This is a genomic window from Tenacibaculum sp. IB213877 (assembly GCF_034043975.1).
GTDB lineage: Bacteria > Bacteroidota > Bacteroidia > Flavobacteriales > Flavobacteriaceae > Polaribacter.
In genome coordinates this window covers 295,065-317,897 of record NZ_JAXCHH010000004.1, presented here as the reverse complement: position 1 = coordinate 317,897, position 22,833 = coordinate 295,065, and the positions used below count along the sequence as shown (strand labels likewise).

Genomic DNA, 22,833 nt, shown 5'->3' with positions numbered 1-22,833 from the left:
GAAATCATGAAATCAATTAGTATAAATAGTATTTCTATTTCAAGAACATTTACTCAGCTAAGTGAGCAATTAAATGGATCTTATAAAAAATGTTTTAAAGAGCATTGTTTAAAGCTGAATAATGAAATAGGATACGGAGAAATAAGAGGGATGTTATTAAAAGGAGGACTTTTTTATTTAGAGTTCAATGTAACTTTTGAAGAAGATGTAGAATTAACCATACAATCTAACAATAAACCCGTTGTTAATTTTGCTTATTGTTCAGAAGGAACCGTAGCACATCAGTTCTCAAAAGATAAAAAAGAGACTACTATACAGCCTTTTCAAACTACAATTATATCAAATATTGAAACCTCTAATAACAGAATCTTGTTTAAAAAGCATAATACTGTTAATTTAACTTTAATTACAGCTTATAATTTTAACGAGCAATTAAAGCCAAATACAGTACAAAAACAATTATTTGAAAGATTTGTAGAAAACAAAAGTGAAGACTATGTTTTTATAGGTTCTCACAACTTAGAAATAGCAGAAAAAATTCAAGAGTTAAACTCTATCAAACACAACGGAGTGGTTAGAAGTTTAATAATTGAAGGAACAGTACATATAGTATTAGCATTAGAGATTCAGCAATATAAAAGAGACCTTAAAAATATTGAAAATAACATAGGTACTCTAACAGCTAAAGAAATGGAAGAAATCAAAGAAATTTCTGACTTTATAAAGAATTACCCCGAAGAAGCAACCTCTGTAATAGATTTATGCAAAAAAACAGGTTTGTCATCAGCTAAATTACAAGAAGGATTTAAAATGATGCATAAAACCACAGTAAATGATTTTATTAGAGATGAACGTATTAGAAAATCGGAAAAATTAATTAAAACTACCGATTTAAACATTTCGGAAATTGTATATACCATCGGTTTTTCAAGTAGAAGTTATTTTTGTAAAATTTTTAAACAAAAATACAATTGTACTCCAATGGAATACAAATCAAAAACCAAGTTAGCTGCAACAGCATAACATACATCGTGAAACAAAAAAGAGGTTGTTTAGTAATAAACAACCTCTTTTTTTTGTAAGTAATTGTGGAGACGCCGAGAATCGAACTCGGGTCCAAACAAGCAGTTCCATAGCTTTCTACATGCTTAGTTTTTATACAATTTTCGACTAAAAGCTGACTAAAAACGATCTACTTTTAGCTTATCTTCTTAAAGTTTCAAAAACCTGTCAAAGCGCCAAGTTTTCTATGTTTACTTTTACGATGCCCATAAATGAAACGCCGCAAACCAAGGCTTTTCGTGGACATTTAGCTTGCGCACCTTGTGCGCCTAGGCCTTAAATCTTACTATAATTCAGATTAAGCAGCTAAAGCGTAGTTATCTTCGCCGTTTATAGTTTTGAAATAAGTTTAACGAGTCATCATTTCACTCCTCGGCATGCTTACCATTTCACTGGTCTTGCTGTCAAAACCAGTCGTCCCCAAAATTGTCAAAGAACACATAAAAAATATCAAAAATCATACCTTTTATGTGGGCGTTCGGGCGGGCTTTCGCTGCTCGCTTTTTGTTCGTTTCCTCACAAAAGAGCTCAAACATTTAGCCTGCGGTGAGCGCAGTCGAACCACTTAATCCCTAACGCAATTACCATTTTTAAAACGGATAGCAAATATAAAAAATCAATTTTGTACAAAGCTATAAAAAGAGTTATTTTCGCAACACTTCAAAAACAAACAACAAATATGAAATTCGGAATTATTAAAGAACGTAAAAACCCACCAGATAAAAGAGTCGTTTTTTCACCTAGTAAATTACAAGAATTGCAAAAACAATTTCCGCAAGCACAAATTGTAGTTGAAAGTTCAGATATCCGAGTTTTTCCAGATCAAGCCTATATCAAGGCAGGTATACAGGTAAGCGATGATGTGTCAGATTGCGATGTGTTATTGGGTGTAAAAGAAGTTCCGGTAGAAGCATTAATACCGAATAAAAAATATTTTTTCTTTTCTCATACTATTAAAAAGCAACCGTATAATCGTAAGTTGTTAAAAGCGATGTTAGAAAAAAACATCGAAATGTATGATCATGAAACCATAATTAGAGAAAACGGAGCCCGATTAATAGGTTTCGGTCGCTATGCAGGTTTAGTGGGTGCGTATAATGGTTTTAGAGCTTTCGGATTAAAAAACGGAACATTTACTTTACCTAAAGTAGAAACCTTACTGGATTTAGAAGCCGTAAAAGCAGAGTTGGATAAAATTAACATTCCGCCTATAAAGATTTTACTTACCGGAACAGGAAAAGTAGCATACGGAGCTAAAGAAATTTTAGATCATTTAGGTATCAAACAAATCTCAGATGCTTTGTATTTAACTTCCGAATTTTCTGAACCGGTGTATTGTATGGCAGATGTTATGGAGTATGCAAAACGTAAAGACGGTAAAGTAGGAGATAAGTTTGAGTTTTATAAAGATCCTAGTGGTTATGAAAGTAATTTTATGCCTTATGCAAAGCAAACCGACTTTTTTATAGCAGGTCATTTTTATGGCGATGGAGCTCCGTATTTATTTACGCGTGAAGATGCCAAACATCCTGATTTTAGAATTAAATATGTAGCTGATATTTCTTGTGATGTGGATGGGCCTGTAGCATCTACTATTCGTTCTTCAACTATTGCAGATCCTTTGTACGGTTATAATCCACAAACTGAACAAGAAGTAGATTTTAAAGATGAAAATGCTATTGTAGTTATGGCAGTAGATAATTTACCGTGTGAGTTGCCCAAAGATGCCAGTGAAGGTTTTGGTGAAATGTTTTTAGAGCATGTAATACCAGCTTTTTTTAATAATGATAAAGACGGAATTTTAGCCAGAGCAAAAATGACAACCAATGATGGTAAGTTAACGGAACGTTATTCGTACTTACAAGATTACGTTGACGGAAAAGAATAATAATAAACTTCCCGCAATAGCGGGATTTTTTTATGATACCAGATAAACAATTTTTAATTGATACCGCGAATATGCGAATGCCTTTTGGTAAATACAAAGGCACGTATTTAATTGATATTCCAGAATATTATATTGTTTGGTATCGCAATAAAGGGTTTCCTAATGGTAAATTAGGTAAAATGATGGCATTAGTTTATGAGTTAAAATTGAACGGTTTGGAGGATATTCTTCGTAAATTACGTTCATAATGAAACCAGCAGAAGCTTATATACTCAATCAGGAAGAACCATTTAAATCAATTTTATTGCAGTTACAACTATTGATTGAAACAAAATTTCCATCGGTAGAGATGAGGTACAAATGGAAGATTCCTGTGTATTATTTAAATGATCAACATTTATGTTATTTGAATTGTTCCGTTAAAAAAGGGTATGTTGATGTGGGGTTTTGGGCAAAAGATCATTTAGAAAATTACAATGAGTTTTTAGTTACAGAAGGTAGAACTGTGGTAAAATCACTTCGTTATTTTTCTGTAGAAGAAATTGACGCAAAAATTCTACTTTCAGTAGTTGAAGAAGCTTATCATAAAAAGCATAAAGGATTTTATAAAAAGTAACTATTCAATCAAAAATTGAATAGCTACTTCTTTATCAATTAGTAAAAATAAATGTTTACTGTTTTGTGGTGGAGTAATTTCTAATAATGAGTTATCACCAACTTTTTCTATAGGTATTCTCTCTGCATACGGACTGCCTAAAAAACCAACGTGAACAGATTGATGAGGTTTTAAATTTTTTAACATCAATGCTATTTTTCCTTCTTTGTTTTTTGATAGTGTTCCAGAAGTAGGAGAAATCAATTCTACATCAGATTTTAAAAACTCATGCATAAAAATCGGCTGATTGTAAAAATCGTTTTTCTCCATTCTGCCTACACGTAGTACCCAAATTGATTCATCAGGAAAATGCGTTTTAAAGTATTTATTTTTAGGTATGTTGAAGTAATACGAATTGAATTTTCGATACCATTTACCGTTATTTTCTGTTCCTGCTCCCCAAGTAGCATCTATATAAATCCAATTGTTATCTAATTTTACAGCGTTCCAAGCATGGTTGGGTTGTGGAAGAGGTTTACCAATATGATACGAAGTAGTTCTTACATAACCAGGTATTACTTCGTTTTCAATGTTGAGCAAATCACAGACCTTAGAAAAAGTTTGAGCAAAACCTTCACAAACAGCTTTCCTTGTAGATAAGGTTTCTGAAACGATTTTATTTTTAAATTCTAAAAGTTTTTGTTCTTTTTCAGCTTCTGTTTGATAACTAAAACGAATCTCTTTTCTAGTTGGGTTATAAAATTCCTCTAAATCATAACGGATATTTTTCGTCATCCAGCTGTAAATAGCTTTGACTTTATCTTCATCTGAAGAAAAATCAGTATTAATTTTTTCTGCTAATTTTTGAGCAGTTAATAATCCAGGGTACGTATCTGTTACATCCTTGATTTTAGAAAAATCTTGTGATGCAATCGATAGAGAAATCAGTAAAACAAAGAAAAATAAAAGTTGTTTCATAGTTGATGTACTAAACAAAAACTATGCCTATAAACTATTTACAACTTTTCTTATTGCCACTAAATTAGTCAAAAGGTTTTCTAAATATGCTAAATCTAACATATTGGCACCGTCCGATTTTGCGTTAGCAGGGTCAAAATGTGTTTCTATAAATAATCCATCAACATTGTTTACAACCCCAGCACGAGCAATGGTTTCAATCATGTCTGGTCTTCCGCCAGTAACACCACTTGTTTGGTTAGGTTGTTGTAAAGAGTGCGTTACATCTAAAACAGTTGGTGCATATTGACGCATTGTTGGAATACCGCGAAAATCAACAATCATATCTTGGTAACCGAACATAGTTCCTCTATCTGTGATCCACGCTTTTTCGTTACCAGCATCGTGTACTTTTTTTACCGCGTGTTGCATAGATTCCGGACTCATAAATTGTCCTTTTTTCAAGTTTACAACTTTTCCTGTTTTTGCAGCAGCAACTACTAAATCAGTTTGACGAACCAAAAAAGCCGGAATTTGAAGTACATCTACATATTCTGCAGCTTTTGCAGCGTCAGAAACTTCATGAATATCAGTTACTGTTGGTACATTAAAAGTTTCAGAAACTTTACGTAAAATTTTTAACGCTTTTTCATCGCCAATTCCTGTAAAACTATCAATTCTGCTTCGGTTTGCCTTTTTAAAACTTCCTTTGAATACATAAGGAATTTCTAATTTGTCGGTAATAGTAATAACTTTTTCAGCAATGCGCATTGCCATATCCTCACCTTCAATAGCACAAGGACCTGCCAATAAAAAAAAGTTGTTAGAATTGGTGTGTTTTATATTTGGAATAAGTGATAAATCCATGGGTGTAAAATTTTTAGCAAAACTACGAAATTAAATTATCTATCTTTAAACTTTAAATTCAATAAAAAATGAAAAAAACAATTTTATTTTTAGGTACATTGTTACTTATAACTTCTTGTAAAACGAACAAGACCAAAAGCTCATTAGTAGCCCAAAATGCAGTAAAGAATGTTGAAGTAAAAAAGAATTATACGATTGACTCAATTACTGTAAAAAAACACTTGTACACTTTGGCTTCTGATGAAATGGAAGGAAGAGCAACAGGTACCCCTGGAATTGAAAAAGCAGCACAATATATTGAAGGAGAATTCAAAAGAATAGGCTTGACTACTTACAAAGATTTAGGTTCTTACAGACAAAATTTTGAAGAAAAAGGTCTTAAAATGTTTAATGTTATTGGTGTTTTAGAAGGGAAAAGTAAAAAAGATGAATATGTGGTAGTTTCAGCACACTATGATCATTTAGGAATAAAAAAAGACGGAGAAGGAGATAGAATTTATAACGGAGCAGATGATGATGCTTCTGGTGTTTCGGCAGTATTAACATTAGCAGAATATTTTAAAAGCAAAGGAACAGAAAGAACGGTGTTGTTTGTTGCTTTTACTGCTGAAGAGATGGGCTTAGTAGGATCTAAATATTTTGGAAAGAATGTAAATCCTGAAAAATTTGTGGCAGGAATCAATATTGAAATGATAGGTAAAACCTCAAGTTACGGGCCAAAAACAGCGTGGTTAACAGGTTTTGAAAGATCAGACTTTGGAAAAATTATTCAGAAGAATTTAGAAGGTACAGATTATAAGTTATTTCCAGATCCTTATCCAAAATTTAAATTATTTTTTAGATCAGACAATGCTTCTTTAGCACGGTTAGGAATTCCTTCACATACTTTTTCAACAGGACCAATAGATCAAGATCCACATTACCATAAAGTATCAGATCAAGCTGAAACTTTAAACGTATCAAATATTACAGAAACAATAAAAGCAATCGCTTTAGGAACAGAAAGCATCATCAATGGAAAAGATACACCAAGCAGAGTAATAATTGAAGATTGATTTATTAATTCATTAATTTTAAACGTTATATTTTGTTGATAATGTTAAAATTTAATTAAAATTTTGATATATTCGCGAAGTTTAACTTTTAAAACCCTTCAAAAATGAAAAAAGTAATCCTTAGTTTTACCGTTGTTGGTATGATGTTTTCTTGTTCAAATAATGAGGAAATTACAGTTCAAGAACAACAGCAAGAACTGCTTTCAAGAAAAGAAATAAATGCTAAAATTAAACATTCAGTTGAAACTACTGGAGATTTTAGATGGACAAATACAGATGTTCATACAATATGGAGTGCTGTAAAACATGGTGATGAAATTTTAACTATTGGTTACGGAACCTCTAAAAATGATTTTGAACGTAGTGAAAAATCACAAAATATTAAAGAGGAGCTAATTAAACTCGTAGATGAAATTGAAGGAAGAAATAATGCTTCTAGAGGTACTAAAGAGCTTTATGTTAATGAAAAAATTAATGTAATAGATATGCAAGTAGCTAGTAAAGAAACTATAGAAACTTTACTGAAAGACCCTAGAGTTAGATATATTGAACCTGCTGGATATAGTGTTTTTGAAGGCAATGATCAATTACAAGCAAAATCAGACTCATCTAGTTCATCTGGTTGTGGATACTCATCTAGTTCATTAACATCATCTGATTATAGAACGGTATCACCAGGAGCAAGAGTGCCTTGGTCTTTTGATGCGCATAATATTCCTGCTGCATGGAGTTATAGCACAGGACAAGGAGTAACAGTAGCGGTTGTAGATACCGGATTATCTCCAGAACAAAAATGGATGAATCAATACTTCAATGATGGATATTCATCTGGGAGATCAGTGCAGAAGTATGGTACATTTGTAGACTCATGGTGGTCTTGGTCAGATAACTATGACGGAGTAAATGATAAATGTGGGCATGGAACAAGTATGGCTTCTGTTGCTACTGCACCAAGAAACAATGACAATTTACCGGTAGGAGTTGCTTACAATGCAAACTTAGTAACCTATAGAGCTGTTGAAAATGTAGTTGTTGATGACTACCATGAAAAAAGAGGAATTGATGAAGCATTAACAGCCTTAGGAGATAGAAGTGATGTAAAAGTAATTTCTATGTCAATTGGTTCTCCATTTAGTATTGGTAGAGTAGAAGATGCTGTTAAATATGCATATAATAGAGGTAAAATGATCATAGCAGCAGGAGGTACCTCAACTTCATTTACTACCTGGTATGGTGTAATTTTTCCTGCATGGATGAATGAAACGGTTGCGGTAACAGGAGTTAAGGAAGGACAGTATAGTAAGTGTGATGTGTGTCATACAGGTTCTGAAATTGAATTTACTGTACAAATGCAACGTACTAACGGAACAGATAATAAAGTTCCTGTATTAAGCTATTATGATCAAGCATCTGATTATGTTGGGGGATCATCTGTTGCCACTGCAACCACAGCTGGTATTGCAGCCTTAGTTTGGTCTAAGCATCCAACATGGACACGCGAGCAAGTTTTACAAAAAATGAGACAATCTGCTGATTTTTATCCTAATAAACATTCAGAATACGGGTACGGAAATATTAACGTATTACAAGCGGTGCAATAACAAACAACTAAATTAACTAACCAAAAAAGAGTCCTACAATTTTGTAGGGCTTTTTGTTTTAAGATGATGTACTAAATAGAAAAATCAATTTAAAATATTGTAAATTAGTATAAAACAATCAATAATGAAAAGAGGAAAATTTTTAGTGCTGTTTTTATTGATGGCTTGTTCGTCTCCTAAAATAGTATATGATTATGATGTTAAAACAAATTTTAGTCAGTATAAAACTTTTGATTTCTTTGAAGATGTAGGTGAGGGGTTAAATGAGTTAGATGTAAAACGAATAGTCTTTGAAGTTGAGAAAAATTTAAACGAGCAAGGATTCAAAAAATCTGATAATCCAGATTTTTATATTAATGTTATTTCTAAATTTTCAGAAGTAACTTCCAGGAATAGTCTAGGTATTGGAATAGGAAGTGGAGGTAGAAATGTTGGTTGGGGAGTTTCTGGAGGGATACCTATAAATCAAGCTAAATTAAGACAACAACTTACTATAGATTTTGTAGAAAGTGAAAGTAATGATCTTTTTTGGCAAGGAATTTCAGAAAGTACTATAAATGAACAAACCACCCCACAAGAAAGAGATGTTTATTATCAGAATCTAATTCAAAAAATTATAAAAGGCTACCCTCCCAAAAAATAAAAACCTGCTTTAAAGCAGGTTTTTATTTTGTTTAATTCTTTGTTTTAGAATTGATAACGGATACCTAAGCCAAAATCAGAATTAAATCCATCATAATAATCGCCAAATCCTATTTCAGGTCTGTAATCTAATGAAATGATTAATGGAATATCAAAATTATATTCAATTCCAACTACACCAGCAGCAAAAATATAAGTTTCTGAAGCGTCTACATTTTTTACATTCCAGTGACCTAAACCACCACCGAAACCAGCATACCAGTTAAATTGGTTTTCTAGTTCCCAAACCCATTGGTAAAGTCCTGTAGCTTTAAATCCGTCGTAGTTATTACCATTTCTTAAGCCTAAATCAATCTCTAAACGATTATTACCACTTAATTTACGTTGGTAAGAAATTTCAGCTCCAAAGCCATCGTTATCACCTAAACGCAAACCAATTGCGTTATCAGAAATACTTTGTGCATTTAAACCTAAAAAAGAAACAAACACTAATGCGATTGTTAAAATTGCGTTTTTCATATATAATTATTTAATATTATTCACAGTTATTCTAGTTCCGTTAGAGTGACTGCTAAACTCAGGTGCATACATACTTTGAATGGTGATAATACCAGTACTAAAATTACCTGCGTTGTTTACTCTAACATCGTATTCAAATATATGAATTCCTTTTATTAAACGATCAAAAAAGAAATTTGTTGCTGCATCTTTTGTGCTTTGATAGTATCCTAAACCGTCTTGCCATTTGTATTGTGACAATACATCAACAGGTTCAAAAGCAGCGGCACGCATATCTTTCATATGAATAAATTCCATATCTCTATCAGCGCGTAATTCAATTCTAACTGTAACTAAATCACCTACTTTTAAATCGGTAGTATTGGAGATTTCTTGTAACTCTTTACCCGTTGCCGAATTCACTTTTTTAAAGAGTTTTTTCTTTAATTTTAGTGGAGTTTCAGCCGAAGTAATTTTATCTAGATCTTCAAAATATTGCCAATATAATCCGCCCCAAGCAATTCCTTTTCCTTTTTTATTTATTGATACAGTGCTCATTTCAGGAGTAATTTCACTACCATTCCATGAAGTTTTAAAATATCCTGTACCGGCTTCAACTTTAGTGTTTTCTAGCTTAGACGGATCTATTTTTGTGTTACCCAAAGTAACTTCTATCATATCAGTTACAGAAATCCAATCAGAACCTTGTAGTAACAAAGCATATACTGCTTCTGTAGTTGCTTTGGTGGTTTTCCACTGGTTTACTTGTTTATTTTTTAACAACCAAACTTTTAATTCGTCTACAGTTTTAGTGTCATTTTCAATTTCTGAAAAAGCTTCAATTAATAAGGCTTGTGTTTCAATTGGAGCTTGGTGCCAGTACCAACTCGGTTGATTGCTTTTCCAATACATGCCTAATTCTTCAGATGTAATGCTATTCTCTTTTAATGATTTTAAAATTTTATCAGCAACTGATGTATTTCCGTCTCTAAAATGAATCAAAGCAATTTGCCCTTTTCCTAACAAATTAAAATCTTTCCAGTAGGTAGCAGATTGTTTAGTGTAGTACTCAACTGCTTTTTTCGACTTTTTTTCAATAGAAATATCATCAAAAAAACTACGCATATATAAATATTGCAATTGGAAGTAACCCAAATGATTTTTCTCTAAAAACTCTTTTGCTTTTTTATCGCCCTCTTTTTTGCGAATCTTTTCAGCTTGTTCTAACAATTTATCGTATTGATCTGCAATCTCAATATCTAAAAATTGAATAGCTTTTCTCAACATTCTATCTGTTTTGTCATCAAAATTAGAAGCCCCCAATTTTTTCAGATGTCCGAAACCAGAAGCAATATGATTGGTAATGTATATGTTCGGATATTGACTTCCTTTAAACCAAGGGAAACTACCATGGCTCATTTGAAAATCAACCAATTTATTAATTGCTTTTTCTTGCTCGTTTTTCATTTTGTTTAAATTGAACAACAACGCAATTCGTTTCTTTTGTTCGGTTTCTGATTGCGCATCACGCAACCAAGGCGTTTCTTGAATAATCAACGATTTTAACTCTTGATTTTTCTCTAAATTACTTAACAAAGCATCCGAAGATTTCCATGCATTAAACACCTCTTGAATTCTCGAATTTGAATTTGCAATATGACTAGCCAAGGTATTTGCATAATAGCGTGCAAAAGTTTGCTCAGAGCATTCATATGGATATTCCATCAAATACGGTAACGCTTGTACTGCATACCAAGCCGGATTTGAAGTAACCTCAAGTGTTAATTTATGATGACTGAGCGTAGTCGAAGTCTGATTTTTTAGTTTATCTAACGTAAATGTTTTTGTTTGATTAGAACGAACCCACATTGGTAGGGTTTCGGTAACCAACATTCTGTTAGACAAAACAGGTAATACATTTTGTTCTCCATCAGAAAAATCACCTGCTTTGGCAACCACTTTGTATTGTACTGCTTGGGTAGTTTCAGGAATGGTTAAATTCCATGAAACACTGGTGTTTCCACCTTTGTCAACTATAAAGGTTTGTTGATTATCAGTATTTCCTAAATCAGCATCAATCGGTTTTCCGGTAACCGCATCTGTTAAAATCAATTGAGCGAGTCCTTGTAGTTTTTTATCAGATAAATTACTGATTTTAGCACTCAGGGTTATTTTATCTCCTTCGCGTAAAAAACGCGGTGCATTAGCGGTAACCATTAATTCTTTTTGAGTCACAGTTTCTAAGGTAGTAACTGCCGAATGTAATTCTTTGTTGTGTGCTAATAACTGCAATTTCCATCTGGTTAATGCTTCAGGAACGGTAAAATTGAACGTTATATTGCCATTTTTATCTGTGGTTAAATGTGGATAGAAAAAAGCGGTTTCCTGTAAGTTTTTACGGATTTGAATTCCTTTTATTAAAGATGATTGATTTTCATCCTCAACTTGCTTATTTTCTGTTTTATCTGAAGCTTCCTTAGCGTAACCAACAACAACAGTTTCTTCCAGTAAATATGCCTCATCTTCTTCTACAGAAATAGCTTGAGGAGCAACACCAGCTACTCTTCCTTCAAGTTTTTTTGAAATAGAAGCATTTCCTCTTATCATTATTCTCTGCTTGCTTAAATAAAAACCAAACCAATTTAATTGATCGTATTGATGATATGGGTAATCGAAATGATCTTGGTTTTGATTATAAATTCTGAAATACGTATTCCCAAAACTTTGGTTGGCAGTCGTGTTATTATACACCTGATATTCTGGTCGGTTAATTGGGTTAAAATTCCATTGATGTGGTTTAAACTGATCTAAAGAAGCATCATACATACTAGCTAATAGTTCAGCCGTAACTTGATCTTTTTTAGAGCCTTTTACCGTAAAACTCCACGTTTCTTCACTACCCGGTTGTAGTTTATCTCTAAACGTTTTGGTAATAATTTCTAAATCCGTTTTTGGATATGGAACTTTTACATTAATACTACCACTTTCAAACGAATTGTAATTCACATAATGATAGGTAATGCCAAAACCACCTTCGTCTTTTTGAGTAACAGGAATTGTGATGGTTTTACTGCTTTTGCTTAACGGAATATAGTGTGAAGCTATAATTTTACCCTGTTTTTCAACAAATACCATCACCGTAATATTTTCAGAATTTGAGCTTACCGTAATTTTAGCGTTATCACCAATTTTATATGATTCTTTATCGGTAGTAACTTTTACTAACTCATTATCCGCAGGCAGCTTATCATCCAAAGAAAAAACAGAAAAATAATTTACATCAGTTACTTTTTGTTGGAATTTATCTTTGGTTTCTAATTCTGCTACATATTTACCAGATGACCATTTTTTAATGCTCTTTAGGGCGATTTCTTTTTCCTTATCGGTATTAAAAGTTGCTTCAAAAACTAATTTTCCTTTTTTCCAAGTAGTTACATCATGTTCATTTTTATATGCTTCGTGAGGAAATTTTTGTTTGAATTCACTTTCTGGAATAGTTTGATAATAAGGTGCGTTCCATGGACGCTTACGAAGCGGAGCGTTTGGCGCTTGTAACTTATAAATTTTTATAGTTCCTTTAGCAGGAACAAACTCACCATTTAAATTTTTAGTATCAATTTTCAACGAATGAGTTTTCTGAGTTTTATCCAGCTTATCATCCATTTCAATGGAAGCCAACAATGCATGATACCCCACTTTAACCGTTGTAGTTGCTGAACGCGTTTCTCCGTTGATGTCGGTTACATCTGCAGTAATTTCATACGTGAAAATGGGTTGATTTTCTTTGGCAACACTTTCATCCGCTAAGGCTTTAAAATCGATGGTAAATTCACCTTTTTCGTTGGTGATAGTTTCACCATGCGTGATTTCTTGTGGTTCAGAAAAGAAACTTGGTCTTGACCAATACCACCAACGCGGATATTGTACTTTTCTGTGTACTCGGTATACCACTTTGGCATCGGTAATATTAGCACCAGAATACGATTTTGCAAAACCATTGATAGTTACCGTATCGTTAATTTTATAGGTTTCACTAACCGGTTTAAAATCGGTTTGAAATTTTGGACGTTTATATTCTTCTACAGAAATAGAGGTGCTGTTGCTTCTGTTATTGATTCTAGCTTCAATAGAAAAATAACCTGTCAATCCTGTGTTAGGAATTGTTAGCGTACTTGAAAATGATCCAAATTCATTAGTCTTTAATTCTAGTTCTTTAATTATTTGTCCGTTAACATCTCTAAAGGTGATAAAAACATTTTCATCTACAATAACTTCCGATTTGTTTTTAAAGGTTTCCATAGAAATTCCCTTAAAGTGAACGGTTTGTCCTGGTCGATAAATGCTTCTGTCGGTAAATAAAAAGGTTTGTGTGTAAACCCTTTCTGGAGAATCATTTTTATATTTTTTATTCACATAATATCTACCAAAAGTTGCCTTGTCGTCTTTATAATTTACAGTAGCCTTTATGTTGTAATAATTATTGTTAGCAGAAAAAGTAAACCCCCCGTTTTTATCCGTTACAAAATGTCTATCTAATACTTTGTCATATCTATTTCGAGCGTCATTGGTTAAATGTGCTTTGGCGTTTACCAGTGGTTTTCCTGTATTTCTATCAACTACTTGATAGGTGTTTTCTCCGTATTTATTTCGAGAGATCAGCGCTAAATCAGTAACCTGAACCGAAGTGGTTGAAAAAATGCCATTTTTGAATTCTTCAGCAACTGAACCAACCAGTAAGTATAATCCTCTTTCCAATTTAGGAGTTATAATTTCGGTGGAATGCTGTTGATAATCATTTTCATTTTTTAAAGTTGATGACCAAGAAGTAACTTTTTGCAAGTTGCTGATAAATTTAGCTCTCTCATCATCTTTGTAAATTTTATCTAATTTTTCTAGGTCTTTTTCATCAATTTTATAGGCTGTAAAAAAGATGTTATCCAGATTTTTGTAAGTAACTAAAGTTTTAGAATATTGAAGTGAAGGAATATGCTCTTCCGTGATAATTTGAACTGATTTAGCCAAAATTTGTTGCTTTAAAACAGCACATTTTTTAGCGCCTTCACTATTAGGGAATTGTTTAATTACCTCATTACAGATTTGTAGTGCATCAACATTTTTAAAACGATTCTCTTCATTGGTTTTAGGAACATAGGTATTGGCTTGCTGATTGTAAATTTTTGCAATTTCATAACTATATAAACTCGAAACTTCATGGTTTTTATGTTGGCTTTTTGAAGTAGCCAAGGTTTCTAACAAAACCTTTTGTTTGTTGCTAAATGTTGCATGCTGATTTACAAATTCTAAACGTTGTAAGTCAACATCGGTTAGTGCATTAAGATTTTTGTTTTTTAAATGAAAATCGGTTAAGCTTTGATATATTTTTAACGCATTGAATTGAAGCGATAATGAATCTTTACTTTGTACTTTCAATTGGTTAAATGTATAGGCATTACTCAGATAATTTTCATCATCAATTTTAAATTGATAGGCAGGTTTAGTAATGCTAATTTCATTAGTTTTATAAAAATCTAATGCATTGTGTGCTAGAAAATCATATAACGTAGGACGGTATTTTTTTGAATCTTTCGCCAGCTGTAAGATATCTCCAAATTGATGAACATCTATTTTTTGCAATTGGTTTTTATCAGTCAAAGAAGCTTGATAATACTGATGAATTTCAGCAAAAAGTGTTTGTAAATCCCACGTTCTAAAATCTGTCGAATCAACTTTGTTTTCGGTTTTGGTTCGGTTGTAAAATTGCCATCTGTTTTGATTAAAGTATTGCCAATACAAATTCGCTAAAATGTTTTCCAATACTCGGTTTGTAGGAAATTTACTTTCAGCAATCTGTTTTTTAAACTCATTGATAATTTTAAGTTGAGCACCTTCCTCTAAAATCAATGAAAACTTGCTTTTATAAAACAGTGTTTTAATTAGTTGAGGTGCGTTGTGTTCTTTTTCAGCCTTTTGATAGATTTCTTCAACAACTTGTAAAGCCGATTTTGGAAGATTGTCCAATTCAAACTTGTGGACTTTTTCCCATAAATCAGGATAATTATTTTGTGCTTTTACTGTGGTTGAAAATAAGATCATCAATAAAAATAGTGTAAAATTTTTCATGTTTTTTTGGATTTATTCAAATTACATTAAAAACTAGTTTTTTTACAATTTGAAATGTGTGAAGCTAGTAGTTAAATGAGTGAATAGAACTTTTAAATGAGTTTTGAATTAAAGATACTTAAATTATCAGTTGTTTATGTGCTCTATAAAACAAAAAACGAGCCAATTGGCTCGTTTAAGATTTTAATATTAAAAGATTTTTTTCACTACAAATTCACAACGTCTGTTTACCTCGTGTTGTTCTTCGGTACAAGAATCTTCTGTTTTACATTTTATAAGAGGTTTCGTTTCTCCGTAACCAACAGCCGAAATCCGATCCGGTTCTATACCGTTTTCCATCAAATACATTCTTACCGAAGTGGCTCTTTTTTGTGATAGTTCTAAATTGTATCTGCTATGATATAATAAGGTGTTAGTAGCAAATTTAGTAGTTTTTTCATAGGATTAATTCAATCTTTTACTATTTTTTTGTCAATAAAAATAAGCAGTTGTTATTAACAAAAGATAGTTTCTTAAATAAATAATGAAAATATTTTCACAAGTAAGCTTTGCTGTTAGTGTAGGATTACTTCATTATCTTTACCGCGAATAATTATTAACTACATGAAAATTCATTTTATAGCTATTGGAGGTAGTGCTATGCATAACCTTGCTATTGCTTTGCAACAAAAAGGATATCAAGTAACAGGAAGTGATGACACCATTCACGACCCATCTAAAACGCGTTTAGCGAAAAGAGGATTATTACCTGAAGAATTTGGATGGTTTCCAGAAAAAATTACGACTAATTTAGATGCTATTATTTTAGGAATGCATGCTAAAAAAGATAATCCGGAGTTGTTAAAAGCGCAGGAGTTAGGATTGAAAATATATTCATACCCTGAGTTTTTGTATGAACAATCAAAAGATAAAACCCGTGTAGTTATTGGTGGTTCACACGGTAAAACAACCATCACTTCTATGATTTTACATGTGTTGAATTACCATGAAAAGGAAGTGGATTATATGGTTGGAGCGCAATTAGAAGGTTTTGATACGATGGTACATTTAACCGAGGAAAATGAATTCATCGTTTTAGAAGGAGATGAGTATTTGAGTTCACCGATAGATATGCGTCCGAAATTTCATTTATATAAGCCAAATATTGCTTTATTAAGTGGAATTGCTTGGGATCATATTAACGTTTTTCCAACGTTTGAAAATTATGTAGAACAGTTTGAAATATTTACCAACTCACTAATCAATGGAGGAATTATGGTATATAATGAAGAAGATGAATATGTAAAAAAAGTAGTAGAGGAAGCAACCAATCCGATTAAGAAATACCTATATAAAACGCCAGATTATTTTATTGAAAATGGTACAACCTATTTGAAGACTGCCGAAGGTGATTTGCCGTTAGAAATTTTTGGAGAACATAATCTTCAAAATTTAGCAGGAGCCAAATGGATTTGTCAGCATATGGGTATTGATGAGGATGATTTTTACGAAGCTATTGCTAGTTTTAAAGGTGCTAGTAAACGTTTAGAAAAGATTACCGAAAGTAAATCGACCGTAATTTTTAAAGATTTTGCGCATTCTCCTTCAAAAGTAGCAGCCACTACTGCTGCAGTTAAAAATCAGTATAAAGAAAGAGCCGTATTAGCTTGTTTAGAGTTACATACCTACAGTAGTTTGAATGCTGAGTTTTTGAATGAATATGAAGGAGCTTTGGATAATGCAGACAAAGCAGTAGTGTTTTATTCACCTCATGCGGTAAAAATTAAACAACTGGATGAAGTCACTGAACAACAAATAGCGCAAGCATTTAAGCGAGACGATTTAATTATTTATACGAATCCGCAAGAGTTTAAAGATTTTTTGTTCAGTCAGAATATAGAAAACACAGCTGTTTTATTGATGAGTTCCGGTAATTATGGTGGATTGGATTTTGAGGAGGTTAAAACATTGATCTGATATTAATTTTCTCTTCCTTTTATAATTCGATTAAATAACCAAATTGTATAGTCTTTTTTATAAAAAGCTTTCAAAATAATAACTAATCTTTTGGAAAGGAAATTTTTTATTTTTGATCTTCTGTAATGCTTTTCTCTTAAGTTTTTGTTTTCTATTAAATGAAGAAATTTTTTTAAGTATTGTTCTGAAGAAGCATTTTCAAATAAGTTAATTGAGTTGCTATTTAATGTTGTTTTAGAGATCGCTAAGAAATTATTTAGTAGGGTTTTTAGTTTTTTTTCGAGTAATTCAATACTTTTCTTTGTATCCGTCTTCTGAGATAATATAAACACATCATATGAGTTTCTCAATGAAATATCATTATATAATTGACCATCATCGTTTATTTGTTTTGCAATGATTGTTAGTTTTACTTGATCATTATAACTTAGTACAGATATGTTATCTTTTGAAAGAATATAAGGCTTAATTATTTCATGATTGAAAAGCTTAGCAAAATAGCCTATGGTCATTTCTTTATGAATTTCAACAGCCGCAATTTTATTTTCTTTCTGAAGTCTCGGATAATGTTTTTCTGAAGGGAAAAGATTATCTCCCGTACTTACATTAGTGTATTTGTTTTTCAATAATAAATTAATTGTAGTTTGATACTCGTCTTTACTAACCAAAAAATCAATATCTCCCACCATTCTTTCAGCAATATCTTCATATAAGCCTTGAAGTAAAAAAGCAGTGCCTTTTAAGAAGATAGGAGTGATGTTATTTGCTAATAATACATCATTTATTTCTTTTGCTTGCTCAATTATTTGTTCATTTCTTTCTCTATTAAGTTGAGTGATATGTTGCATATACTCAACTAAATCTTGAGGTAAATAGCCTAAAAAATTTACTTTTTTAAAATTACAATACAAAGCAGGAAATACATAATGCTTAGTACTTACTTTTACAACAGCATCCCAGTCTATATTGGCCTCTTGTAATTGTTTTTCAATAGTGGATTTATTATGCTCTTCATGATGTATAGTTAAGCATTTACCAATAAAAAATAAGGTTTCTTTATAGGTCATTTTCAAAAAGATGTTTAACAGTATTTATCATTTTCTCGTTATTAGAATATGTTAATTCATAACAATGTAAAGAGTTAAACCAATTAAAAAAAACACTTACATTATTAACTTTTTCTGAGATCCAAGAATCAGGAAGTAATCTTTGAAAAGCATCTATTTTTGAAATAGTTTCGAAAGTTAAATCAGCATTTTCTCTATACTTAATGAAGACTAATTTTTTACAAGGTAAATTATTAGTGTAATTGGTATTGTTTGGTGGTAAGTATCTAACAGTTTTATTAAGTTTTTCGAAATGATATTCTGCGGAGTTTTCAAGCTCTGGATAAAGAGGTAATAAGGTTTCTAAACTATTTTTTTTAATTGATATGGCAGATGGGTGAGTATAAACATGCTTTTTTTCAATATCAATTGGCACAAAATCATCTGCTAAACAAGTAAAACCATTTGCTTGTAAAAGAGCTAGTGAGGTGCTTTTTCCGTTTCCAGAATCTCCTAAGAATAGAATAGCTTCTTTATTATTACTTACTGCTGAGGCATGAAACACTCCCATCCACTCACTTTCTTCTTTATGGTGAATTTGCTGTACGATTTGCATTGAAAATTTGCCTTGAAAAAAATGAATATCTTTTCTATGCCACGAACCTATAAAAACATCATCAACTAATAAAAAGGTATGATTGTGCTCTGTAAACACTTGATAATAGTAATCGTATTTTTCAGTTTTTTTACTTTCAAGATGAGCAAATTTTGGATGAATTAAATAAAGCTCAAAATCAGATTCATAGTCAACTTTAAAAACTAAACTATTGATGGTGTAATATTTAGTTGTTTTAAAATTGGAATTAGGTTTAACGTTTTTGTAATCGTAAGAAAAGTTATCTTTTCTGTTAAGATTAGGTAAATAGATTTTTTGTTTTATATCGATAATAAAATCTACCGCTTTTTCAAACGGAACATCCATTTCATCAGCAAGTTGTAATCCAATTTTTTCAATAGGAATTTTATCATCTAACTTTTGTAAAATATCAGCAGTTTTATTTTCTAAAACTATATATTGATTTTTTTTAGAAAACCAAATGATGGATTTATCTTCTATTTTTTTACGTAGTAAAAAGTGTTTCATAATGTCTAAAAATAAAAATTCCTCAAGAATTACTTGAGGAATTTTTCTATTTTTATTAAAACCCGTCTCCAGGTTTTTCTGGACTTTGAGCCTGTGCTTTTTTAGGATTTAAAATCATATAAGTTCCTAAAGCTGTTAGTGCAGCGTATTTACCGTAATCTCCTATTTTTTTTATAGCTTCTTTACGAGAAATATTTTGTTCTTTATTTTCTGTTTTATTTATATCTTTTTTCATGGTATCAAAGTTTTTCTCGCTTATAAAATTATTTTTTTAGTTAATTTATGAGAGTCTGACTCTACTTTAATAATGTATAATCCACTTGATAAACTAGGTAAATTTACTTTTGAATATCCATTAGAATTTACCTCTGTGTTTATAATTTCATTACCTAAAACAGAATAAACCCTAATTTTTACCTTTTCATTTATACCAGAGATTGTAATTTCTGATTTTGAAGACTTGTAAACGCCAACGCTAGCATCAGTTTTTATATTTTCTGTACTTAATCTTTGCGATGTTGTGTGTAAGTAAAACTGTCCGCTATTATTAGTTTGATTTTCAATTACAACATCATAATTAGTTTCAGAAAGATTGATAAATTCATTGTTTAATCTGTCTTCTAAATAAACATCAAGTCCGTTAGGTAAATTTTCAGTATTTATTGTGAAAGAAACTTCTTTTCCTGCATCAGTAATTAAACCGATAGGAATAACCATAGTTTCGTAATCAGCATTTGGTAATGATTGAATTGCTAATTTTTCACCTTGATTATTTGAAACAAGTTCTGTAAATACTGCAAAATTAGTGTCTGCACCGCTAAATAAACTTCCGTCATATCCATTATCAAAATCAGTTGATTTTCCGTCGATGTAGAATATTTTAGCAGATTTTTTATCAGTCTCACTTTCAACAACTAATTCAATTTCTGGGTTAGGTGTCTGCCTCATAAAAGTATCAGTAGCTTGATGACTTTGATTTGTGGTTGCAAAATTTAAACTTCCGTTTGTGATAGCTTCTACAAAAAAACCTTGACCAGGTGCTAATTCAATTGGGTCGGCAGCATTTTTTGTAATGTATTGTGTTCCATCCCAAATCCAAATAGTTTCTTCAGTAAGTAAAGAAGTGTTATCAGAAGCAAAAGTAGCTGAGTTTACAAAAGCTGTAAAAGGATTACCAACTAAAGTAAAGTTATTTCTATCTCCAGTTGCTATTGCATAAGAAACATCCGATGAGTTTATGTTTCCTGTAAAAGAAATATCACTGGCCGATGCCAATTTAACTGAATACCCTTGTCCCGTTACAAAAGGTTCTGTTGTAGCAGCGTCAACATAATTCCAAGGAGATGTTCCATTATTGCTGAAAGAGGCTAATCCTAAATTGCTTCCTGTTCCAGCGGCTAAATTGTGACCAGAAATAAAATTTTCAATAGTTTCTCCATTTACTGGTGATGAAATCAAATACCAGTTAGTAGTTGGTAAATTTCTTGTATAAGTTACATCTCCTGTTAAAGTAGCATTTGCTATTAATGAAGCACCAGACTCAATAGTTACAGAATTTACAGTTGTGGCAGATGAAACAGAAGGGTAATTTGTCAAACCGTTAGGTATTATTACGTTATCAACGTCAATAGGTAAAACATTATGCAACCAATTAGTTGTTGTATTCCAATCATTATTAGTTGATCCAGACCAAATAAAATCTCCAGAAAAAGCAGTATTATCAGTATTATACCTTCCTGGAGAAAAAAGAACTGGGTTAGATGTGATGGTGGAATGATCTACAAAAGCTCCGGTAAAATCATCATCTCTAGCAATTGCTTGATTATTACCTGCTGCTCCATAAACTTCCACTAATACTGAAGATCCCATACTGTCTTTTATTGTAACTGTATCACCTGCGTTGTTTAAATTTAATGCACCACTGGAAGAGGTTTGAACTAAACCAGGAACGGTGGTTGGTGTTCCTCCACCAAAGACAACTATCGTCTGATTTGCTGGTATAATTGTTCCAGATGGAAATGTATGTCTAATGCTTATAGCATCTGATAACATCCATCCAGAAATATCTAAATCAATCCCACTTATGTTATAAACTTCAACAAATTCGTCATCAGTTGTATCAACCACACCATCACCATTAGCATCACCATTTGTAGCGTCTGGGTCGGCATGAATTTCATTTATAACAATAGGAATATCGTCATCTGATATGGTTATTGTATGTTGAGTAATTGATATATCAGCTATTCCTGAGGTAACAGCTAAATTTAGAAGTAACGTTTCACTCTCAAAATCAGTATCATTATTAATATCTAATAAAATATTTTGAGTTCCATTTCCTGTAAATGTTAATGAAGTTGTGTTAAGTGTATAGTCGCCAGATTCAGCAGTAGATGTTCCATCAACAGTTATACTAATAGTAACATCTGCATTATAATTTGTAAAAGAAACTGGGATTGTAGTATTAAAAGTAGTATTGGTTTCACTTTCTGAACTTGAAACAGCATCAAAACCTACTGTGGGGTTTGTTGTTGTAAAACCTGTCCATGTAATATCATCAATTATTACTTGACTTCCAGTTATGTTGCGTATTTCTAGTGTAAAATTACCTAATACATTAATGTTATCTACAGTAAAAATATAAAAATCTTTATCATCAGCATCATCAAATGCAATTGAGGTGCCATACGAGATATCATTGATGAATAGTTCTACCTGTCTGTTTCCAGCTCCTGTAAATCCTTTATAAAGTTTAACTGAAAAATTACCTATTCCACCGGGGATAAGGTCAGATTTTATGTTAGAATTATCAGAAACTCTTCTCAGCATTAAAGCTGGTAAATTTATTCCAACACCATTAGCATCATTATTACCATCTCTTGAAGCTGTATATGTCCAAGTAATTCCGTTATTACCAATAAAAGAATTGCTAGCGTAAGAGCTAGTAGCATTTGAATTGGTGAAGTCTTCTAAACCTTGGCTGTATAAATTTGAAAATGTAAAAGTTATTATAAAACCAAGGATTTTAAAAAAATAATTATTTTTCATAGATAAAATTTTTAACTCTTAAAAATAGGGAAAAAATATACGCTATCGTCTGCAATACAAAACTTTACGGTAATTTAATATGATGGCAATTCAAGAAAATAAAAAACCTCAAGATTTTCTTGAGGTTTTTAAAATAAAGTTTATTGAGGTTTAAAATCCATCTCCAGGTGCTTCCGGACTTTGAGCCTGTGCTTTTTTAGGGTTTAAGATCATATAAGTCCCTAAAGCTGTTAAAGCAGCATATTTACCGTAATTTCCTATTTTTTTAATAGCTTCTTTACGAGAAATTTCTTGTTCTTTATTTTCGGTGTTTTTTGAATTTTTATTCATGATAATTCAACTTTAAAAAGTTAT

17 protein-coding genes, 1 other RNA gene and 1 pseudogene are annotated in these 22,833 nt (G+C 31.7%); 8 read left to right on the top strand and 11 right to left on the bottom strand.

All coding sequences use genetic code 11. From position 1 onward, the window contains the following. The first annotated feature begins 6 nt into the window (after positions 1-6). On the top strand, positions 7-1,023 hold the full coding sequence (locus tag SLH33_RS04810; protein ID WP_320417932.1) for an AraC family transcriptional regulator: 1,017 nt from the start codon (positions 7-9) through the stop codon (positions 1,021-1,023). A gap of 63 nt (positions 1,024-1,086) precedes the next feature. Here the strand turns inward: SLH33_RS04810 and ssrA are convergent. Further along, positions 1,087-1,484, bottom strand: a transfer-messenger RNA (tmRNA) gene (gene ssrA / locus SLH33_RS04805). A gap of 257 nt (positions 1,485-1,741) precedes the next feature. On the opposite strand from ssrA, the gene SLH33_RS04800 reads away from it, so the two are divergent. The 3 genes from SLH33_RS04800 to SLH33_RS04790 are packed head-to-tail and all read left to right on the top strand — an operon-like array spanning position 1,742 to position 3,566. Further along, entirely contained in the window at positions 1,742-2,950 is a 1,209-nt protein-coding gene (locus SLH33_RS04800) for an NAD(P)-dependent oxidoreductase (protein WP_320417931.1), read from the top strand. 32 nt (positions 2,951-2,982) lie between these two features. Then, positions 2,983-3,198, top strand: a complete 216-nt coding sequence (locus SLH33_RS04795) for a DUF3820 family protein (RefSeq protein ID WP_320417930.1) — start codon at positions 2,983-2,985, stop codon at positions 3,196-3,198. After that, a complete protein-coding gene (locus tag SLH33_RS04790; protein ID WP_320417929.1) occupies positions 3,198-3,566 on the top strand; it encodes a DUF1801 domain-containing protein in 369 nt (122 codons plus the stop codon). The genes SLH33_RS04795 and SLH33_RS04790 overlap by 1 nt, the downstream gene beginning before the upstream one ends. Here the strand turns inward: SLH33_RS04790 and SLH33_RS04785 are convergent, their stop codons facing one another. After that, positions 3,567-4,523 carry a transglutaminase domain-containing protein gene (locus tag SLH33_RS04785; RefSeq protein WP_320417928.1) on the bottom strand — a complete coding sequence of 319 codons (957 nt, stop codon included), beginning with the start codon at positions 4,521-4,523 and terminating at the stop codon, positions 3,567-3,569. 27 nt (positions 4,524-4,550) lie between these two features. Continuing rightward, positions 4,551-5,369, bottom strand: a complete 819-nt coding sequence (kdsA, locus tag SLH33_RS04780) for a 3-deoxy-8-phosphooctulonate synthase (protein WP_320417927.1) — start codon at positions 5,367-5,369, stop codon at positions 4,551-4,553. Between the two features lie 68 nt (positions 5,370-5,437). Between kdsA and SLH33_RS04775 the strand changes: the two genes are divergently transcribed. The 3 genes from SLH33_RS04775 to SLH33_RS04765 all read left to right on the top strand — a co-directional run bounded on the left by SLH33_RS04775 (position 5,438) and on the right by SLH33_RS04765 (position 8,668). Next, complete coding sequence (locus SLH33_RS04775; protein ID WP_320417926.1) at positions 5,438-6,424, top strand: M20/M25/M40 family metallo-hydrolase; 987 nt, start codon at positions 5,438-5,440, stop codon at positions 6,422-6,424. 104 nt (positions 6,425-6,528) lie between these two features. After that, the gene (locus tag SLH33_RS04770; protein WP_320417925.1) at positions 6,529-8,025 is read left to right on the top strand and encodes a S8 family peptidase; all 1,497 of its coding nucleotides are present in this window, start codon (positions 6,529-6,531) and stop codon (positions 8,023-8,025) included. A gap of 124 nt (positions 8,026-8,149) precedes the next feature. Continuing rightward, positions 8,150-8,668: a DUF4136 domain-containing protein gene (locus tag SLH33_RS04765; RefSeq protein WP_320417924.1), complete on the top strand. Its 519-nt coding sequence runs from the start codon at positions 8,150-8,152 to the stop codon at positions 8,666-8,668. Positions 8,669-8,712: 44 nt separating this feature from the next. On the opposite strand, the gene SLH33_RS04760 is transcribed toward SLH33_RS04765, so the two are convergent. From SLH33_RS04760 to SLH33_RS13040, 3 genes and pseudogenes are all read right to left on the bottom strand, one after another. Next, a complete protein-coding gene (locus tag SLH33_RS04760) occupies positions 8,713-9,186 on the bottom strand; it encodes a hypothetical protein (RefSeq protein WP_320417923.1) in 474 nt (157 codons plus the stop codon). Between the two features lie 6 nt (positions 9,187-9,192). Then, positions 9,193-15,285 (bottom strand): alpha-2-macroglobulin family protein, encoded by a 6,093-nt coding sequence (locus tag SLH33_RS04755; protein ID WP_320417922.1) that lies wholly within the window; start codon positions 15,283-15,285, stop codon positions 9,193-9,195. Positions 15,286-15,474: 189 nt separating this feature from the next. Continuing rightward, positions 15,475-15,669: pseudogene (locus SLH33_RS13040) on the bottom strand (OmpA family protein); the annotation flags it as partial. A gap of 219 nt (positions 15,670-15,888) precedes the next feature. On the opposite strand from SLH33_RS13040, the gene SLH33_RS04750 reads away from it, so the two are divergent. Then, positions 15,889-17,241 (top strand): UDP-N-acetylmuramate--L-alanine ligase, encoded by a 1,353-nt coding sequence (locus SLH33_RS04750; protein ID WP_320417921.1) that lies wholly within the window; start codon positions 15,889-15,891, stop codon positions 17,239-17,241. Between the two features lie 2 nt (positions 17,242-17,243). Here SLH33_RS04750 and SLH33_RS04745 read toward each other — a convergent pair whose 3' ends face one another. The 5 genes from SLH33_RS04745 to SLH33_RS04725 form a co-directional block, all read right to left on the bottom strand. After that, positions 17,244-18,308, bottom strand: coding sequence for a nucleotidyltransferase family protein (locus tag SLH33_RS04745; RefSeq protein ID WP_320417920.1), 1,065 nt, complete (start codon positions 18,306-18,308; stop codon positions 17,244-17,246). Next, positions 18,298-19,431: a hypothetical protein gene (locus SLH33_RS04740; RefSeq protein WP_320417919.1), complete on the bottom strand. Its 1,134-nt coding sequence runs from the start codon at positions 19,429-19,431 to the stop codon at positions 18,298-18,300. The genes SLH33_RS04745 and SLH33_RS04740 overlap by 11 nt, the downstream gene beginning before the upstream one ends. 55 nt (positions 19,432-19,486) lie before the next feature. Then, positions 19,487-19,666 (bottom strand): hypothetical protein, encoded by a 180-nt coding sequence (locus tag SLH33_RS04735; RefSeq protein WP_320417918.1) that lies wholly within the window; start codon positions 19,664-19,666, stop codon positions 19,487-19,489. Between the two features lie 20 nt (positions 19,667-19,686). Then, the gene (locus SLH33_RS04730; protein WP_320417917.1) at positions 19,687-22,479 is read right to left on the bottom strand and encodes a lamin tail domain-containing protein; all 2,793 of its coding nucleotides are present in this window, start codon (positions 22,477-22,479) and stop codon (positions 19,687-19,689) included. A gap of 150 nt (positions 22,480-22,629) precedes the next feature. Next, positions 22,630-22,809: a hypothetical protein gene (locus SLH33_RS04725; RefSeq protein WP_320417916.1), complete on the bottom strand. Its 180-nt coding sequence runs from the start codon at positions 22,807-22,809 to the stop codon at positions 22,630-22,632. Between the last annotated feature and the right edge of the window lie 24 nt (positions 22,810-22,833).

Excerpts from the sequence above, each read along its gene's own strand:
- SLH33_RS04810 (WP_320417932.1), top strand. The coding sequence starts at position 7 with ATGAAATCAATTAGTATAAATAGTATTTCTATTTCAAGAACATTTACT.
- SLH33_RS04800 (WP_320417931.1), top strand. The coding sequence starts at position 1,742 with ATGAAATTCGGAATTATTAAAGAACGTAAAAACCCACCAGATAAAAGA.
- SLH33_RS04795 (WP_320417930.1), top strand. The coding sequence starts at position 2,983 with ATGATACCAGATAAACAATTTTTAATTGATACCGCGAATATGCGAATG.
- SLH33_RS04790 (WP_320417929.1), top strand. The coding sequence starts at position 3,198 with ATGAAACCAGCAGAAGCTTATATACTCAATCAGGAAGAACCATTTAAA.
- SLH33_RS04785 (WP_320417928.1), bottom strand. The coding sequence starts at position 4,523 with ATGAAACAACTTTTATTTTTCTTTGTTTTACTGATTTCTCTATCGATT.
- kdsA (WP_320417927.1), bottom strand. The coding sequence starts at position 5,369 with ATGGATTTATCACTTATTCCAAATATAAAACACACCAATTCTAACAAC.
- SLH33_RS04775 (WP_320417926.1), top strand. The coding sequence starts at position 5,438 with ATGAAAAAAACAATTTTATTTTTAGGTACATTGTTACTTATAACTTCT.
- SLH33_RS04770 (WP_320417925.1), top strand. The coding sequence starts at position 6,529 with ATGAAAAAAGTAATCCTTAGTTTTACCGTTGTTGGTATGATGTTTTCT.
- SLH33_RS04765 (WP_320417924.1), top strand. The coding sequence starts at position 8,150 with ATGAAAAGAGGAAAATTTTTAGTGCTGTTTTTATTGATGGCTTGTTCG.
- SLH33_RS04760 (WP_320417923.1), bottom strand. The coding sequence starts at position 9,186 with ATGAAAAACGCAATTTTAACAATCGCATTAGTGTTTGTTTCTTTTTTA.
- SLH33_RS04755 (WP_320417922.1), bottom strand. The coding sequence starts at position 15,285 with ATGAAAAATTTTACACTATTTTTATTGATGATCTTATTTTCAACCACA.
- SLH33_RS04750 (WP_320417921.1), top strand. The coding sequence starts at position 15,889 with ATGAAAATTCATTTTATAGCTATTGGAGGTAGTGCTATGCATAACCTT.
- SLH33_RS04745 (WP_320417920.1), bottom strand. The coding sequence starts at position 18,308 with ATGACCTATAAAGAAACCTTATTTTTTATTGGTAAATGCTTAACTATA.
- SLH33_RS04740 (WP_320417919.1), bottom strand. The coding sequence starts at position 19,431 with ATGAAACACTTTTTACTACGTAAAAAAATAGAAGATAAATCCATCATT.
- SLH33_RS04735 (WP_320417918.1), bottom strand. The coding sequence starts at position 19,666 with ATGAAAAAAGATATAAATAAAACAGAAAATAAAGAACAAAATATTTCT.
- SLH33_RS04730 (WP_320417917.1), bottom strand. The coding sequence starts at position 22,479 with ATGAAAAATAATTATTTTTTTAAAATCCTTGGTTTTATAATAACTTTT.
- SLH33_RS04725 (WP_320417916.1), bottom strand. The coding sequence starts at position 22,809 with ATGAATAAAAATTCAAAAAACACCGAAAATAAAGAACAAGAAATTTCT.